The sequence below is a fragment of the Paenibacillus sp. JNUCC-31 genome (assembly GCF_014844075.1).
Taxonomy (GTDB): domain Bacteria; phylum Bacillota; class Bacilli; order Paenibacillales; family Paenibacillaceae; genus Paenibacillus.
In genome coordinates, this window is sequence record NZ_CP062165.1 from 114593 (window position 1) to 131296 (window position 16704).

Sequence of the window (16704 nt, forward strand, 5' to 3'; positions counted from 1 at the left end):
ACTCCCGCGAATGCAGCTATATCAGCTTCATTTCCTTGCCAACTTTCTCATAAACGGAGATCACCTGGTCGAGCATCTCCTTGGTATGGGCAGCTGTCGGCATGTTGCGTATTCTTCCGGTTCCTTTCGGAACCGTCGGAAACACGATTGCCTTGGCGTAAACGCCTTCTTCATAGAGCCGTTTGCTGAACTGTTGGGTGGTTACTTCATCGCCAATGATACAAGGTGTGATCGGCGTTTCGCTTTGGCCTACATCATATCCAAGCCGGCTCAAGCCATTTTTCAAATCATTGCCGTTCTCCCACAGCTTCTCGATCAGCTCTTTGTCATTCATCAAAATGTCGACAGAAGCGCTGCAAGAAGCGATTGCAGCCGGAGGTAGCGATGTCGAGAACAGAAACGGACGGCTTCTCAGCTTCAGCCATTCGATCAGTTGTTTTTTACCCGCCACATAACCGCCGACAACGCCGATCGCCTTGGAAAGAGTACCAATTTGAAAGTCAATGCGGTCGGACAATCCAAAATGCTTCACGGTTCCCGCACCTGCTCCGAGAACGCCCGAACCGTGGGCATCATCCACATAAGTAATCAGATCGAATTCTTCTGCTATTTTCACGATTTCGGGCAGCTTTGCTATATCACCATCCATGGAGAAAACTCCGTCGGTGATGACCATAATTTTATGGTACTGACCGGATTCCTTGGCATTTTTGGCCTGCTGTCTTAAATCATTCATATCCGAATGCTTAAAGCGAATCACCTTGGCTCTCGACAGACGGCAGCCATCAATAATCGAAGCGTGGTTCAGCTCATCTGATAAAATCGCATCATGCTGGTCCATTACCGCGGATATAGCAGCCATATTGCAGTTAAATCCCGATTGATACACGATAACGGCTTCCGTTTTTTTGAAACGGGCCAGTTTTTCTTCAAGCTCAATATGAAGATCCATCGTACCATTAATTGTTCTCACAGCCCCTGCGCCTGCCCCATATGTCTGCGATGCCTTAACTGAAGCATCAATCAGGCGGTAATCTGTTGCCAGTCCCAAATAGTTATTGGAAGACAAATTGATTAGGGACTTTCCGTCGATACGAATAACAGGACCATTTGCACCCTGCAGCGTATCGATGACGTTATATAGACCTTTAGACTTTAGATCTTCGATGTTCGAACTTAAAAATTGGTCCAATGCTTGACTTGACATTCCATTCCCTCCTCGATATACGTATGTCCTCGTACAGGAGACATAGTATTTCTCCAAAAAACCCTGTTATAAAAGGAATTAAACTAATTTCAATGTATCATCTTTTTTATTTTTTGTACACATGTGGCGGACAGAAAATAAAAATATCCGCAAAAACACATAGCGATTGCTTCCCCCATTCCCGGAAGCAATCGCTACTAAATCTTTGCTTATATCTTTTGCTGCTCGGTAACTTCTTGTGCAGCCATTATTTCTTTTGCTTATTCCTTTAAATCAATCGATTTACCCCGATTCAAACGGGATTCTTCCGCGGCAAATGCAATGAGATGACTCCGTACGAAAGCGCTTGCCGAGGTTAGGTTCTCCTGACCACTATAGTTCCATAGCTACAAACTCCTGCATCTTCAATATAATAGACACTCGTTTCTTCCGAAAATGTCGACGCCATCATGCGAGAAACGGGTGGCCGTGGAGTCGATGTCGTGTTCGACACCATCGGCGGCAACACATTGTCGCGCAGCCCCGACACGCACGCACTCCTTGAACGAAGCTATTTTTCAAGCCCTTGCGCAAAGGAATACTGCCTTAGCAAAAAAAAATGCCTATTCGGTAATCGGTACAAGTTCTTGTCTTCGGCTCGGGACACGAACCATCATTTGATCCAAAAGATTGGATACCTCACTATCTAGTGGTAATACTTTACTTAATTAATGCAAGGAAGAGGGATATTAATGAGGATTATTGCTAGGACTAATCCATATATTAAAGCATTTTCGATCAACTAACTGTTTAAATAGTCATCTAAATCAGAAATCGGAAACACGACCAGGCTGATTGCCATTCCCCGCCACGTCATTTTTTGTTTCAGTCTTCTCATCCGCTACTCCTCGTCCATTTATTATGAACATATTGTTGATGATCAACCTTGCAATGTTCATCTGTAAAAAGCTCACCTTGATATATAACTGCCCCGCATGTTCACTTAATCGTAATGGATATAAGAAGTCAAAACTTATCACTCAAATGCCAAAGACATCACCATAACTAAATTCAGTGATGTCTTTCTTGCGATTCAGCTGCATCAAACTTAAAATCTGCTGTTCGAATTCTTTCGTTTTTCTGCCGGCAGCATGGCCTCGATGACGTCCCAATGTTCGGCGATCTTTCCATTCTCCACGCGGAACATGTCGTAGAAAGCAGTACGTTGATTGTCGAAGAGACCTTCACTCACTGTAAGAACAAAATCACCTTGTCCAATCACCTGATGGACATGAGTATATTCAAATTCAATGTTTTTCTTCTTCAGTGCCTGCAATGCAGCATGGAGACCGGAAAGGCCATCTGCTATATGTGGACTATGCTGAATGTAGTTATCCCCATCAAAGTAAGCGACAAGCAGGCCAGGGTTCTTCCCAAGCAAGATGTTCTCAACATAGCTTTTGACCAATTCTTTGTTGGCATCCGTCTTGTCGATATCCTTTATCGTGACCGGTCCGTCTATCATCGTATGATTGCTGGGTGTCTTTTCCACCATCTCTTGCATATTATCCCAATGTTCAACGATCAGTCCATTCTCAAAACGGAAAATATCAATGATAATTTTGGAGCCGAAAAACTCATATACGGAATGAAGTGCCACATAATCTCCGTCGACCAAAGCACGCTTAACACTTACCTTCGTACCCATTTCCTTTAAATGGCCAAGTGCATCAAGCATGGCCGCACGACCATCGGATAAGCCTTGGTTGTGCTGAATATATTGCTTTGGATGAATGTAAGCTGTAATTGCTTCAGGATTGCCGCTCTCAAAACTTTCCAGAACAGCGATTGCCTTATGGACAAGCTCATTTTGGTTTATTGATGTCATTTGTATATCCTCCAAAGTTTATAGTCATTAGATAAATAATGAACATAATGTTGTTTATTTATCTACAGCTCATTATAATAGTGGGTAATATTACGCTCAATATTCAATATTTTTAGTCTTGAAGTATAACAGACATCTCAACAAACTTTGTCGCTTAACTGCTCCAAATAAATTGAAGGGGACAGAAATAATGAACAAGAAAACCGACCTAAGAATACTTCGCACGAAACAATCGATTCGAAAAGCGTTTTATGAGCTGATTCAGGAAAAAGGATATGAAGCGATAACAATTCAGGATATTGCCGATCGGGCTATGATCAATCGAAATACATTTTATCTTCACTACCAAAATAAACCCGATTTATTAGATACATGTATTAATGAATTATTGAGCGAATTTAAGGATGTGATCGTCCTTTGTCCCATCAGCATGAATCCGTTCAGTATTTCTATACTTGAGACAGTCATGCAAACGGTACTGGAACATATTTCTCTCAACACTTCCTTTTACTACGCCATGTTAATTGAAGAGAAGAGAATCTATCCGTTTCGAGCAAAAATGGAGAATATCATTAAAGATAAATTAAACGAGGGGTGGAATGCTGATCAGGTAAATGCTCCTTTAGCGATATCCAAAGAATTGCTGCTCGAATATCTCGTATCGGCTTTCATGGGGATTGTCATTTGGTGGATTAAAAACGATCAGCCTCTTCCTTCGAATGAAGCTTCATCTCAGTTTAGTAGAATTGTTGCCTATGGGCATTTGAAGACTGCCGGCATCCCCGTCGAGGAATCAAATTAGCGAGGGGCGCTATTCTGCCCGTTAGCTTAATGAAACAGATTAATATTCTAATCGACATTGGTACCATCTTCTTAACCTTTTCAGCAATGGCACTAAGTTCTTCCCTTAGGTTGGAAAAAACTAATTTTATTTAGGCAGAAGCTTCTCCTTGTTCTGTTCTTTAAGTTGTTTTACATGCAAGTAAATAAAAAAACCAAAATTCCTGATCGGAACTTTGGTTTTTTTATACAACATTTGGAGTCTTTTTGATTCCGTTGACTTTCGCATCAGGTGCTTCGAATAGCCCTTAATTGGGACTACTAGAGTCGCACCTAGCTTTTTCATTTAATAACTTCAACCTTTTTATCCCCTGCTGACTTCGCTACCTCTAACGATGTTTTACCTTGGATAGCGACTATCACGCCAGTAGCCAGCATAGAAACGATTAAAGCTGCGCTCAGGGCTTTGGAAATTTTCTTCTTGAGCATAACCATACCTCCGATATCTTTTACATAGACTTCACTAATCAATTAGAATATCTCACTTTTTTTGTTAGGTAATCCATCTAGTGATTGTATTATAACGTAATTACAATTACTGTAAAAGTATTTTTTCCTTGTTCAAATAAAATAAAGTATTAGACTCGACACAGCCGCTAGTCATCACCCCGATCCACCTCCCGCTTCACATTCAAGAAGTCCAACAAGGCCTCTTCCAGCAAATTACACTGCACACAGGCACTATACGAAGACCGTTTTCCGAAAGAATACGGGAAAACGGTCATAGTTAGAAAGTATCTTTTTTCCTGCCTACTAAAAGGCATATGAACATGCCAGAAATCAAGAGCATCAGATGTTCAGAGAATCGCTCCTCCCTAAGTAAGGAAATATAACTTTAACTTTGTTTTATAATCGTCCCTCGTCACCTTGCTCCTCCTGCACAATTCGAGCAATGTGAATCATCAAATATAATAATTCCTCGTTCGATATGGAGATATCCAGCATGTTTTGCACGTAGGTTTTGATCATCTCCGCGCATTTGTATTCAAGAGGATGCTCCTTCACCATGTGCTGAAAGATGAAATCTTTCGGCGAATTGCCCAGGCGGCCCTCTTGTAAACGCTGGATGAAAAATTGCAGGTGTGTGACGAGTCTCACATAATGGATGGAGTTTTTGTTCAATTGCATATCAAAGGTGTATTGAATAAGGTTAAAAATATCTTTTAACATTTTAACGGATTGCATCGTGCGCTCCATATTTTGTTCATGCGTTTGGGCATTCACGAAATGAAAAGCGATATTCCCTGCTTCCTCTTCCGGCAGTTCAACCCCCAGTTCTAGATTCAGCATCTGAACGGCTTCAAGGCCAAGTTTGAATTCGACGGGATGAAACCTCTGGATCTCCCATAACATGCGATTCTGTAATGCTACACCTTTTTTCCATCGTTCAATGGCAAACGACAAGTGATCCATAAGCGTAAAGAAAATTTGATCGTCAAGAGACAACTTTTCTTTCGCATTGGTAATCAATTTGTTTATGACATTCACATGTTTTTCTGGCATGTTTTCGATGGTTCGTACGTAAGCCTGGGCAGACGGATTATTTTGCAGAATGAATCGTTTCTGGATGTGCTCCTCATCGAGTCGCTCGCCGACTTTGCCTTTGAATGCCAAGCCTTTGCCCATGACAATCATTTCTTGTCCCTGTTCATCTTTGGTCAGAAGCAAGCTGTTATTCAATATTTTGATTACTCTCATGCATTCATCACGATCCTTTATTCTTTCGTGACCGCCTGATCCGAATTTCCGATACATCTGCCATTCTGTTTAATGACCTCCTGATACCATGAGAAGCTTTTCTTCTTCAAGCGCTTCAAGTCTTTCAGATCCTGTTCACCGCGGTTTACATAGATCATGCCATAACGTTTCCCATAACCTTGATGAGTGCTTACCACGTCAATAACGGACCAAGGGCAATAACCAATCACATCCACCCCATCCGATAGAGCGAGTCTGATCTGTTCCAAGTGTTTCTCGATAAAATCAATCCGGTACGAATCATTGACCGTATAATCTGCTTCCAGTACATCTGGAGCTCCTATCCCATTTTCCGTAATTAAAATCGGGAGACCATATCGTTCACATACCTTACGCAATGTCAGCCGTAGGCCAACCGGATCAATAACCCAGCCATATTTCGTTTTTTCCGTATAAGGATTCTCTGCGGCCCGGTACACTCCCTGCTCACCAAGCATAATTTGCTGATCACCTGCACGAGCTGTAACATCCGACGCATCACCCGTACTGGCGGCAATGGTTGCCGTTGAGTAATAATTGATAGCTACCAGATCGGGACGGCCCGACTGGATGTCTTCCATGTCCCCCTGCTCCATGACCGGCTCGATGCTACGTTCCTGCAAATAATTCCAGAATAATGGATTATACCGTCCCCACACCGATAAGTCGAGAAAACCCCATCCGCGAATGGTCTCCCAGTTGTGGGCAGCGACTGCATCTGCTGGTCTGGAGGTTGCCTGGTACATGGAAGTCATGTTTAATGCAGGACCGATCTTGCCTTGCGGGAGCATGTCATGAAATAACCGCATCGTTCTGCCTTGTGCCACAAACATATGATGATTTTGCTGATACAGTTCCTTACTGGAAGGCAAACGTCCGCCCTTCGGTGTGCCAATGACACCCGGATGGAGAATCATCGTATTTTGCTCATTAATGGTCAACCAATATTTCACTTTATGCCCGTAATGCTCAAACAAGATACGCCCGTACTCGACAAAAGCATCGATCGTCTCCCGGTTGTTCCATCCTCCGGTTTTCTCAAGCTCGTAGGGTAGGTCGAAATGGTACATGGTGACAATAGGCTCAATGCCATGGAGCAGCAATTCGTCAATCAATTGGTGATAAAAATCGAGTCCTTTCTCATTAACAGCCCCTGTGCCTGAAGGCAAGATTCGAGTCCATGCAATCGAAAACGATACGCTTTTAGCCCCAGTTCTGCAAAAAGCTTCACGTCCTCTCTGAATCGGTGATAGTGGTCGCTCGCAACCGTGAAGTCGGCGGTTCCAGCCGGATGATCACACATATCGATCACGGACAGGCCTTTGCCATCTTCGTTCCAGGCTCCTTCCACTTGATAGGCCGAGGTAGAGCCTCCCCACAGAAATTCATTGGGGAATGGTTTGATGTGTTGATATAACATCTCAAACACTCCTTCATTTTAATGTAGATCAAGATATATGACAGATGATATTACGGTTGTTACGAAAGGTGGATAATGCTCGCTCCAACCTCCACAAGACTCTGCTTCTCCAGCTTAATATCCGGGAAACGATCCGAATTGGCGATAATGATCGGGGTTATGACTTCATACCCTTCCGCCTTGATGGCATCGATATCAAAGCTGATCAACAAATCCCCCCGCTGTACCCGGTCCCCTACTTTAATGGAAGAGTCGAAATGTCTCCCCTTCAGGTTGACAGTATCCACTCCAATATGAATGAGAACCTCCTCCCCATCATAACCATTTAATTTGACCGCATGTTTGGAGTCCATGAAAGCCGTAACTTCACCAGCGATTGGTGCATACAGTTCTCCTTTGGCAGGAATAATTGCAGCGCCTTTACCCAGTAATCCCAAAGAGAAGACATCGTCTGGTACACGGTCCAGATGGACTAATTCCCCTTGCATCGGGCTGGCGATGGTAAGTGAGCGTGTTTCATTTTGGCTCGGTACATTTTCATTTGTTGTTGCAACAGACTGCGTGCTTGGAGTGTTATCTTGAACAGGCTGCCCGGAAAGCGTCTTGTCCTCGTTAACGTTGGTATTGCCTTCTTCTTCATCGTCTACTGGATCTTCAAAACCGATAATCCATGTCAGAGCAAAAGTAACGATAAAGGCAATCAGACAAGTCACAATGGCATGAACGATGTTCATCGGATTGCTGCCAATGAAGGCAGGCAATGCGGCAAGCCCCGGAGAAACGAACGCATAACGTACTAATCCGGTCAGACCAGCGTATATCCCTGCTACACCACCACCAATCATTGCGGCAATCAAGGGTTTCTTCAGTTTCAGCGTTACGCCGTACAAGGATGGTTCCGTGATGCCCAGCACAGCAGTGAAACCGGATGAAGCAGCGAGCTGCTTGAGTTTTTTGTTTTTCGTTTTTAATGCTACAGCAAGCGTAGCTCCACCTTGAGCAATATTGGACGCGAGCATTCCCGGGCCGTTGATCATTTCATATCCATTTTTGGTCAGTTGGCTAGTTGCAATCGGCGTCATGGCCCATGCGGTACCTGTCACGATCAGGAACGGTTGCAAAGTTCCCATTAACAAAGGAATCAGCCAACTGGCTCTGGCATTGATCGCTTCTGCACCCATTGCAACCAGATCATTCAGATACGTTCCGAAAGGTCCGATCGCTACCAATGCAAGTGGTGCTGTAATCAATAGCACAATCATCGGTTTTGTGAAAAATTTGATCATGGAAGGCGATACCCGATCCGCAAAACGTTCAATGTAAGACATGAGCCAAACGACAATAATAATCGGCAGGACGGAGCCTGCATAGTCGGTTAATCGAACCGGAACACCGATGAAAAACACGTCTTTTCCTTCCGCCATCAGGGCGCTCCATCCCGGATGTAATAACACGCCGGCAACTGTCATTGCCAGAATTGGACTTGTTTCGAACTTAATTGAAGCTCCATAAGCCAGCAGAATAGGCATGAAATAAAAAGCCGCGTCCGCAATGGTATTAAGGATATAATAGTTTTGGCTTTCCGTCGTTACGAGGCCTGTCAGCACAAGTACGGCTAATATTGCTTTGATCATACCCGCGCCAATGATTGCCGGTATTACCGGAGTAAATGTCGTCGAGATTACGCTGATGAATCTGGAGATCCAGCTCTGTTTTTGCTTTGGTCCGTTATTTTTGCCAGAATCCGATTTGGAGTCCGCATTTCGGGTTGCCGAACCCATCTGCTGAGTGATAACTCGGTAGACCTGCTGCACCTCATTGCCCACAACGACCTGGTATTGTCCACCATTGTTCACAACGGTAATGACGCCTGGAAGAGCTTTGAGTTTTTCCGTCTCCGCTTTGGAGAGGTCGTGCAGTTCGAACCGAAGTCGGGTTGCGCAGTGCGTAAGCCGAGCGATATTATCCTTCGTTCCCACCAATTCCGTAATTTCTTGTCCCAACTTGCGATAATCCATACCTTTTCCCCATTTCTGAATTTGGATATAAAAAAGACCAAAACGATATGCCTTCCCCTACTCACATAAGGAAAATGCAAAATCATTTTGGTCATGCCTGCTTTACCAGTAACAGCCAAACACTGCTAATATTCAATTCGTTATTGATGTAAACGTTTACCGGATCATAATATCACACAATAAATTAGTTAGCAATCACTTTATTCGACATTTTTCTTTATACCTAACCACTTATGTTTTACCTTTTATCGTGTCAGTTGTTCCGCAACAAGGTGAACATCTTCATGTATTACGGTGCTTAAGATTAATATAAGTTTTTTGAAATTTTTTGTGCCATGCACTCAATTTTAGGGATCATCAAGTTGTCATCTATCAATTTAATTTTATCAGGTTTAAACAACTGAAATTTCTTTAGATTGTAATAGTCAAATAGCACCTGATACACAGTCAAATGGTTCTCCATCAGGTACTTTACATCTAAAACGTTACTTAGAATCTCATCTTGCATAATGATAAGTCTACCATCAATCTTATTAAAAATACCCTCTTTTATTCCTTCATCATAAAAAGCCAATTCCTGATATTCTCGTTGCTTCATGGCTTCTTTTAGTCGCTCATAGTTCTCAGGATAACTATTTTCAAGTTCCCTTAAGAAAATGTCTGTGATGAACTCTTTTAATAAGATTGTTTGTTCAAATGTTTGCTGAAATCGCTGAACAAATACTTGATCAGCATCAGAATCTTCAATAATTTCGTGGATGTATTTGACAAATGTACTCACAATAAACGAAATAATATCTTCTTTGGTAGAGAAATATTTATATAAAGTCGCCCTGCTTATATCCATAATCTTTGAGATTTCATCCATTTTCAAACCTTGAAACCCATTTTTTCTAACGTGTAATAACAATCTATTAGTAAGCTTTTGCCTCATCTGATGTTGTTTTTCAATCTGCCGTTCCATCTAACTGCCCCCTTATAAATTATATTATATCCCATAATCATCATTTTAAACAAACTATACTAAATAGACATTTTATATACTTTTTGTTTACTTTATTCAACTCCCATGCTATTATGTTTTTTGTTCCTATGAATAACCGTGATGAAAATTCATATTGAACGAGCTAAGATCGGATACCTTTATTTAAGGAGGAACAAAAATGCAAACCCGAAGTCTTGGTCAACAAGGTTTAAAAGTCTCTTCTATTGGTTTGGGTACGATGGGGATGACAATGGCATACGGTCCTTCAAATGAAGATGAAGCAATACCAACTATTCGTCGAGCTTATGAGCTTGGAGTTAACTTTTTTGATACGGCAGAAATATATGGATATGGAAATGGTCACAATGAACAGTTGCTGGGTAAAGCTGTAAAGGATTTTCGTGACAAGGTAGTACTGGCTACCAAGTTTGGCTTTGATATGACAGCCGAGCAGATTGGAACACGTTTTAACAGCCGGCCAGAAAATATTCGTAAGGTAGCTGAGAACAGTCTTCGCTATCTGCAGACTGATTACATTGATGTGTTCTATCAGCATATCCCAGATCCCAATGTTCCTATCGAAGAAGTAGCAGGGGTCGTCGGAGACCTTATCAAAGAAGGCAAAGTTAAATATTTCGGTTTGAGCAACACCGGTTCAAACACAATTCGTAAAGCTCACGCGGTTACCCCGGTCTCTATGCTTCAGACTGAATACTCGATATTCGAACGCGAGATTGAGGACAACAATATACGAAAGACATTGAATGAACTCGGTATAGGTTTAGTGCCTTACGCTCCTTTAGGCAGAGGGTTCCTGACAGGTGCTGTTAAACCAGCCCAAGAGTACGCGGAAGACGATATGCGCCGTTACGACGAGCGCTGGCAAGGCGAAAATTATATCTACAATTTACGAGCAACGGAACAACTTAATGAACTGGCTTCTAACAAAGGTATTTCTGTAACCGAATTGGCACTCGCTTGGCTTCTCGCCCAGGGAGAAGATATCGTTCCGATCCCGGGTACACGAAGTGCTAAGCGGGTTGAGCAAAACGTTGCTGCTGCTAACGCTAAACTTACAGAAGCTGATCTTCAACGTATTAAAGAGATCCTTCCACACGGATCAGCCGGTAGCCGGTATCCAGCTGGAATGATGGAGAATTTCACAAGAGATTCATAACTTTTATAGAAAATTAAAAAGATGAATAAAAAAAACAGCTAACTAAGGACATAGTCATAGTTAGCTGTTTTTTTATCAACACACTTAAAACTCCGTATCATCCTGTTCGAAAAATCCTATAAGCTTAAGTGTATGATCAGACTTCGCCCCTGTTTCGCACGCATAGTCAGAGTCTTAGCGATACTATATAAGAATACCTGTATGGATTAGTGGATCAAACCTTAGCAAAATGATTCATAATTATATCTGCAGCCCGTTTATAGCCGCCTGCCTGCCGTAAAGATTCACCGATGAGGTAAGCCTGTTGTTTATAGAACGGATTGCTTAGTATTTCTACTATTGCTTCTCTCAAATCAGTTGTGCTGAGGGAATTCTTGTCCAATGTGATACCCGCTCCCAACTCCTGTACCCGACTGGCGACAAGTGGCTGATCCGACGTTAATGGAATCATCACCATCGGAACGTTGTAATATAACGCCTCACTCGTGCTGTTCATTCCAGCATGTGTAATAAAAACATTGGTATGCTGCAGCATGTCCAACTGTGCAATATATGGCTTGACGATAAAATTATGAGGAATTTGATCAGCCAGCGGCTCCATATCCGTGTACCTTCCTGAAGATAGAACAACATTCACGGGTAGGTCCCCTAATGCTTCAAAGCAAAGCTGATAGAAATCCAAATTTTTATTTAAAATCGTCCCCATAGCAATGTACACGGTTTGCGGGTACCTTTCATGAAGCAACTCAAATGAGAAGGTCGGAGCATCTTGACGTGTTATGATCGAAGGACCAGTGAAAATAAAACGATCATCCAGCTTTTCTGCCTGCGGCTGAAAATAACGGCTGGTGTACACGAGCTTTAACTGACCTGCATGTGCCGGAATCTCTTCTATGGCTGGAATACTCACTTGAAACTCTTCGGCTAACTCAGTTGTGATCTTCATCGTAGCCTCATAAAGCTCCTTCGTCTCCGTCTCACTCAGGCCTGAGTGAGACCCGAGAGGCTCCACAAAAGCAAAGGAGGCAATTGAGCACACCGCAGGAATTCTTAGTTTTTCTGCAAGAATAGTCCCTCCCCATCCCATCAGTGAATCAAAGATTATATAATCGAACTTTTGATCCTCTATCACTTGCAGCACATTGGGGATGATCCTCCGGATAATACCGCTTACCATCATATAAATGAACTGATAAGAATGCTTGTATTCCTGGGGTTTCAACACCGGATCATGAGAGAAGGCATCTTGTGGAAATGGATAGGTAATGATCTGGGCACCGGTTTGTTCAATTCGGGAACGATACTCCTCCGTGCACACATAGATGACTTCCTCACCATTGTTTGTCAACTGAGTAACTAATCCTAACGATGGATTCACATGTCCTTCAGCCGGAGTAATGACTACTAATACACGTGCCATCTTATCCACCTCCCAATGCAATTAGTCCCCCCGTTCTTCATGATGTATTTAACGACGCGGTCGTCATCCGTTACATGGAGATGTTATCCTTCACTTGGCTGATTGGATGATGTTCTTGATGAACGAGTTTGGTAATTCGTAGTGATGCTAAGAAACTTAACAAGACCCATAGTAATTGTAGTGTTAACACGATCAAAACACCTGTCGATATGCCCCACTGTAAAGTTTCGGACAAGGCAATCAGAGCGCCACCAACTCCAATGCTTACTCCCATATAGAAGGAATCCACAAATTGCAGATTCGCGGACATTTCTCCCTCTTTCCTGGGCAAGGCATGTTGTAAAGCAATGGCTGCCGTTGTAGGGTTGGCCAATCCAACACCGAACCCTGTAATCATTTGTGAGAGAAGGATGAGTATAATCCCGCCGTCCGTCAAAATAAGAGCCAGGATCACAAGTACAGTTCCAACGATCATAATCCCAATGCCCGTCATGACCCTACCCTTTCGGGCACGACCTTGATCTCGTGCATCAAGCTTGGCTTGCAACCACGCTGCGGCGGACCAGCTAAGAGAACCTGCTGCTACAAGGAGGCCGGCAAGGTCAGCTGATAACCCCTTCACTTCGGTTAGTACCAAGATCACAAAACTTTCCGTTGTAAAATAACAAGCAACATATAGCCCTCTCGAAACCAAAGTAGCAGGCAATCCTTTTTTTACCGAAAAAGTGCCCACAGGCAGCAATTTACGCATTGGTGGGATCATGACGACTAATCCACCCAAAGTGAGTAATATACCTTTCCAATCGGTTATCATACCAAGTCCTGTGAGTAACAGTCCCGTTCCAACGGCAAGCAAAATCGCATACATAATCTTTGAGTCGGTTGCTCGCGCTGGACCTGTCAGATCTTGCTGAAGCTGCAAATTACGAAAAGAACGGAATGTGAGACTCAACGCTATTCCAATCAAGGGTAAAACGATCCAGAAAACATATCGCCACGAGATGTAGGAAGCAATAAGGCCTGCTGCATAAGGTCCGATTAAGGTAGGCAGGACAAATGCCATAGAGAATGCGGCCAGGATTTGAGTACGAAGTGTATCTGGATAATGTAACGTCACACAGGTATAAACACATGTGATCAGGGCCCCCGCTCCAAAACCTTGAAGGGCTCTTCCGGCAATAAGCATGTGCATATCGAAAGAGATAGCGGAGACCACAGTTCCTAACACAAAAACACTAAAAGATATCAGCATGGATGTAAAAACGCCGCGCTTGTCAATCTGCTGACCCATAACCAAGGTTCCAATAAGCTGAGATAACAAAAATGCGCTGAAGATCCAACCGTATAAATGAATGCCCTCTAAACTTTGTGCCATTTTCGCGGCAATCGTCGTGATAGCCAGTCCTTCGAAAGCTACGGTTGACAGAACCAGCATAATACCAATTGTAGGCGCCCTGTACTGAGCATCAAAAATCCCAATCTGATTGTTGTTTGTCTTCTACACCTCCGTAATTTTATGGTTATTATGGTAAATTAAACCTTTTAACTCCCTGAATATACCTTAAGTGTTCCGCTTTGTAAAGTTAAATGTTTAAAAAGTAAGATCATGGTCTAGAATAGGATTCCCATGTTCAATAGGAGATTTTGCTTGAAAAAATGCCATTTTCATTACAGTCAATTTGGAGAAGTTCATCCTGTAGGATCCAGGCATCTGTTTTTTCAACAAAGAAATGAAATCCTCCAATGGATTGAACCAATGCGGGATCGACCGGTGTAGCACTCGCATTTATGCCAATTGTAAAAGCATCGGAGCCTCCTCCAACATATTTTGCATAAATCCTTACATATTGGTCCTCTTCCAATTCCCATTCATTCTTAAATGAATCGATTGCTTTATCAGATACTACAAATGAGATCATTGCTCTACACTCCTTCCTTTAGTTTAATCACATTTTTTCACTTCGCCACGATAATTGGCCATTCTGAAACTGGCCCCGCATCCACATGAAACTTTTGCATTTGGATTATTCATGGTGAATCCGCCTAGCATTCCGCTCTCTTCATAGTCAATCTCAAGACCATCAATATATGGAATACTTTTCGCGTGAACCAATATCCGGAATTGCGTTTTATTTAACACAATGTCTTCTTCTGCCTGCTGCTCATCCACGATAAGGGTATAAGATAAACCACTGCATCCCCCTTCATCAACGCCTACTCTAAGGAAGGCATTTTGGATATCCGCACTTGATAAAATTTCGACGATTTTGTCCGATGCTGTATCACTGACCTCAATGATCATTTTAATCCTCCCTGGTGGTATCATTTTGAAATTTGGTATCCCAGTCCATTAAGCAGGGTATGAATGTAGCAAGAGCAGCTCCTTTTGGCGTAAGTTCATAAATGATTTGTGCAGGACGTGTCAGAATTGTTCTTTTGACCAAATTATCATGTTGGAGATCCTTTAAACGTCTAGAGAGGATCATTTCCGAAAGGGAAGGAATGCTTTCGGAAATTTCGCCGAATTTCTTCGGACCTTGAGAAAGAATGCATAATATATGGATCGTCCATTTCGTCCCGATGATGCGATAAGCTGTAAAAAGTCTCTCGGTATCTTCAGTGAACAATGATCTGTACACCCTCCTTCGTATTCATCAGCATTCTTTAAAATGTATTTTTAACCACTACACATCCTTAATGACGTGTAACGGTTTTTTCATATTAGAGGCGTTGTGGTGAGATCCGGGTGCTCGCAATTATACTCATGACGATCAACAAGAGATGGAAACCCATGGCAACAATTAAGCCGGCCTGTGACGGTGTAATTCCTTTCACGTCGATTAGCCAAAACCAAGAAATTCTGTGTGCTGGTATAGGCAGCGAATAACAACCCACGTTTAGACCAACCAAGAAAACCCCTGTACCCATCGTTAAAAGTAACGCCATCCAAGTGGATAATGAATATCCACCCAAACAGGCTAAGGCCGTTCAAGTCTCCAGCAATGGAAGGAGCAATGGTGGTGACGGATAGTCCCTCGAATCCAACGGCCGTCACTGACAAAATAATCCCTATGGACAGAGCAAAATAACGCGGGCTGAAAATACTTTGATGATTAGACGACATGAAATGTGATATCCAAGAAAAGTTGGTATGTATACATCGTATCCGGATACTTAGTAAACATTTTTGTTTATAATGTCTAAGCTACAGTTCGGCTTTGACTTTGTCAACATTTTTGTTTAAAATGTAGGGAGTGATGTAGATTCAGTTGCTTCAAAAGGAGGTACACCATGAGCGGAAATCAAACCAAAAAGGATGTCTCAACCAGTACCCGGAGAGCGATTATTGATCTGTTAAAGGAGCGCGGGGGAATGGATGTTGTGGCACTCTCCTCTCAGTTTTCGTTATCTGGAATGGCTATTCGCCAACATTTGAATGCGCTAAAAGAAGAAGGATTGGTTACCAATGTGGAAGAGGCCCGCCCCATGGGGCGACCCACTAAGCTATGGATATTAACTCCCGCGGCTAATCGTTTTTTCCCGAGTGGATATTCGGAATTATCCGTCAGCCTCATCAATTCGATGAAAGAAGCCTTTGGTAATGAAGGGCTGGACAAGCTGCTGGATGTTCGAAATAAAAATATGCAAAAACAATATCTTGAGTATCTAGGCGATGCATCAGATGTTAGAGAGAAATTGGAGAAATTGGCCGAAATTCGTACAAATGAAGGATATATGGCCGAGGTTAGGGAGCAGGATGATGGCAGTCTCCTATTCATTGAGAAGCATTGTCCGATCTGTGAAGCAGCTGCGGTATGTACGGGGCTATGCAAGAATGAGTTACATTTATTTAGAACGGTTCTGGGCAATAATGTTCATATTGAACGGGGAGAGTACATTTTAGCAGGAGGAAGAAACTGCGTATACACCGTTAGGCAAAATAAGCCATGACAAAAGGAGCAACCTCATTGGAGATTGCTCTTTTTGTTTATTTCACAACTATGCTTCATGTAGTCTCATCGAAAAGCCTGAA

14 protein-coding genes and 2 pseudogenes are annotated in these 16704 nt (G+C 42.7%); 3 read left to right on the forward strand and 13 right to left on the reverse strand.

The window, feature by feature from the left end:
* Positions 1-16: 16 nt before the first annotated feature.
* Both JNUCC31_RS00430 and JNUCC31_RS00435 read right to left on the reverse strand, forming a co-directional pair.
* Positions 17-1207: a glycine C-acetyltransferase gene (locus tag JNUCC31_RS00430; protein ID WP_192267541.1), complete on the reverse strand. Its 1191-nt coding sequence runs from the start codon at positions 1205-1207 to the stop codon at positions 17-19.
* Positions 1208-2294: 1087 nt separating this feature from the next.
* Positions 2295-3074, reverse strand: coding sequence for a nuclear transport factor 2 family protein (locus JNUCC31_RS00435; RefSeq protein WP_192267542.1), 780 nt, complete (start codon positions 3072-3074; stop codon positions 2295-2297).
* A gap of 190 nt (positions 3075-3264) precedes the next feature.
* On the opposite strand from JNUCC31_RS00435, the gene JNUCC31_RS00440 reads away from it, so the two are divergent.
* Positions 3265-3876, forward strand: coding sequence for a TetR/AcrR family transcriptional regulator (locus tag JNUCC31_RS00440; RefSeq protein WP_192267543.1), 612 nt, complete (start codon positions 3265-3267; stop codon positions 3874-3876).
* A gap of 320 nt (positions 3877-4196) precedes the next feature.
* Here JNUCC31_RS00440 and JNUCC31_RS00445 read toward each other — a convergent pair whose 3' ends face one another.
* From JNUCC31_RS00445 to JNUCC31_RS00465, 5 genes and pseudogenes are all read right to left on the reverse strand, one after another.
* Complete coding sequence (locus tag JNUCC31_RS00445) at positions 4197-4385, reverse strand: hypothetical protein (RefSeq protein WP_192273552.1); 189 nt, start codon at positions 4383-4385, stop codon at positions 4197-4199.
* Between the two features lie 375 nt (positions 4386-4760).
* Positions 4761-5612, reverse strand: coding sequence for a BglG family transcription antiterminator LicT (gene licT / locus JNUCC31_RS00450; protein WP_192267544.1), 852 nt, complete (start codon positions 5610-5612; stop codon positions 4761-4763).
* A gap of 17 nt (positions 5613-5629) precedes the next feature.
* Positions 5630-7071: pseudogene (locus JNUCC31_RS00455) on the reverse strand (glycoside hydrolase family 1 protein).
* A 59-nt stretch (positions 7072-7130) separates the two neighbouring features.
* Positions 7131-9089, reverse strand: a complete 1959-nt coding sequence (locus JNUCC31_RS00460; protein ID WP_192267545.1) for a beta-glucoside-specific PTS transporter subunit IIABC — start codon at positions 9087-9089, stop codon at positions 7131-7133.
* 304 nt (positions 9090-9393) lie between these two features.
* On the reverse strand, positions 9394-10053 hold the full coding sequence (locus JNUCC31_RS00465; RefSeq protein ID WP_192267546.1) for a TetR/AcrR family transcriptional regulator: 660 nt from the start codon (positions 10051-10053) through the stop codon (positions 9394-9396).
* A gap of 199 nt (positions 10054-10252) precedes the next feature.
* On the opposite strand from JNUCC31_RS00465, the gene JNUCC31_RS00470 reads away from it, so the two are divergent.
* On the forward strand, positions 10253-11251 hold the full coding sequence (locus JNUCC31_RS00470; protein WP_192267547.1) for an aldo/keto reductase: 999 nt from the start codon (positions 10253-10255) through the stop codon (positions 11249-11251).
* Between the two features lie 214 nt (positions 11252-11465).
* Here JNUCC31_RS00470 and JNUCC31_RS00475 read toward each other — a convergent pair whose 3' ends face one another.
* The 6 genes and pseudogenes from JNUCC31_RS00475 to JNUCC31_RS33020 form a co-directional block, all read right to left on the reverse strand.
* On the reverse strand, positions 11466-12671 hold the full coding sequence (locus tag JNUCC31_RS00475) for a macrolide family glycosyltransferase (protein WP_192267548.1): 1206 nt from the start codon (positions 12669-12671) through the stop codon (positions 11466-11468).
* Between the two features lie 70 nt (positions 12672-12741).
* The gene (locus JNUCC31_RS00480) at positions 12742-14106 is read right to left on the reverse strand and encodes an MFS transporter (protein WP_192267549.1); all 1365 of its coding nucleotides are present in this window, start codon (positions 14104-14106) and stop codon (positions 12742-12744) included.
* A 196-nt stretch (positions 14107-14302) separates the two neighbouring features.
* Positions 14303-14590 carry a hypothetical protein gene (locus JNUCC31_RS00485; protein WP_192267550.1) on the reverse strand — a complete coding sequence of 96 codons (288 nt, stop codon included), beginning with the start codon at positions 14588-14590 and terminating at the stop codon, positions 14303-14305.
* A gap of 23 nt (positions 14591-14613) precedes the next feature.
* The gene (locus JNUCC31_RS00490; RefSeq protein WP_192267551.1) at positions 14614-14973 is read right to left on the reverse strand and encodes a HesB/IscA family protein; all 360 of its coding nucleotides are present in this window, start codon (positions 14971-14973) and stop codon (positions 14614-14616) included.
* A gap of 1 nt (position 14974) precedes the next feature.
* Positions 14975-15298 (reverse strand): winged helix-turn-helix transcriptional regulator, encoded by a 324-nt coding sequence (locus JNUCC31_RS00495; protein WP_192267552.1) that lies wholly within the window; start codon positions 15296-15298, stop codon positions 14975-14977.
* A gap of 320 nt (positions 15299-15618) precedes the next feature.
* Positions 15619-15795, reverse strand: a pseudogene (locus tag JNUCC31_RS33020) (MFS transporter); the annotation flags it as partial.
* A 167-nt stretch (positions 15796-15962) separates the two neighbouring features.
* On the opposite strand from JNUCC31_RS33020, the gene JNUCC31_RS00500 reads away from it, so the two are divergent.
* On the forward strand, positions 15963-16622 hold the full coding sequence (locus tag JNUCC31_RS00500; RefSeq protein WP_192267553.1) for a helix-turn-helix transcriptional regulator: 660 nt from the start codon (positions 15963-15965) through the stop codon (positions 16620-16622).
* Positions 16623-16704: the final 82 nt, after the last annotated feature.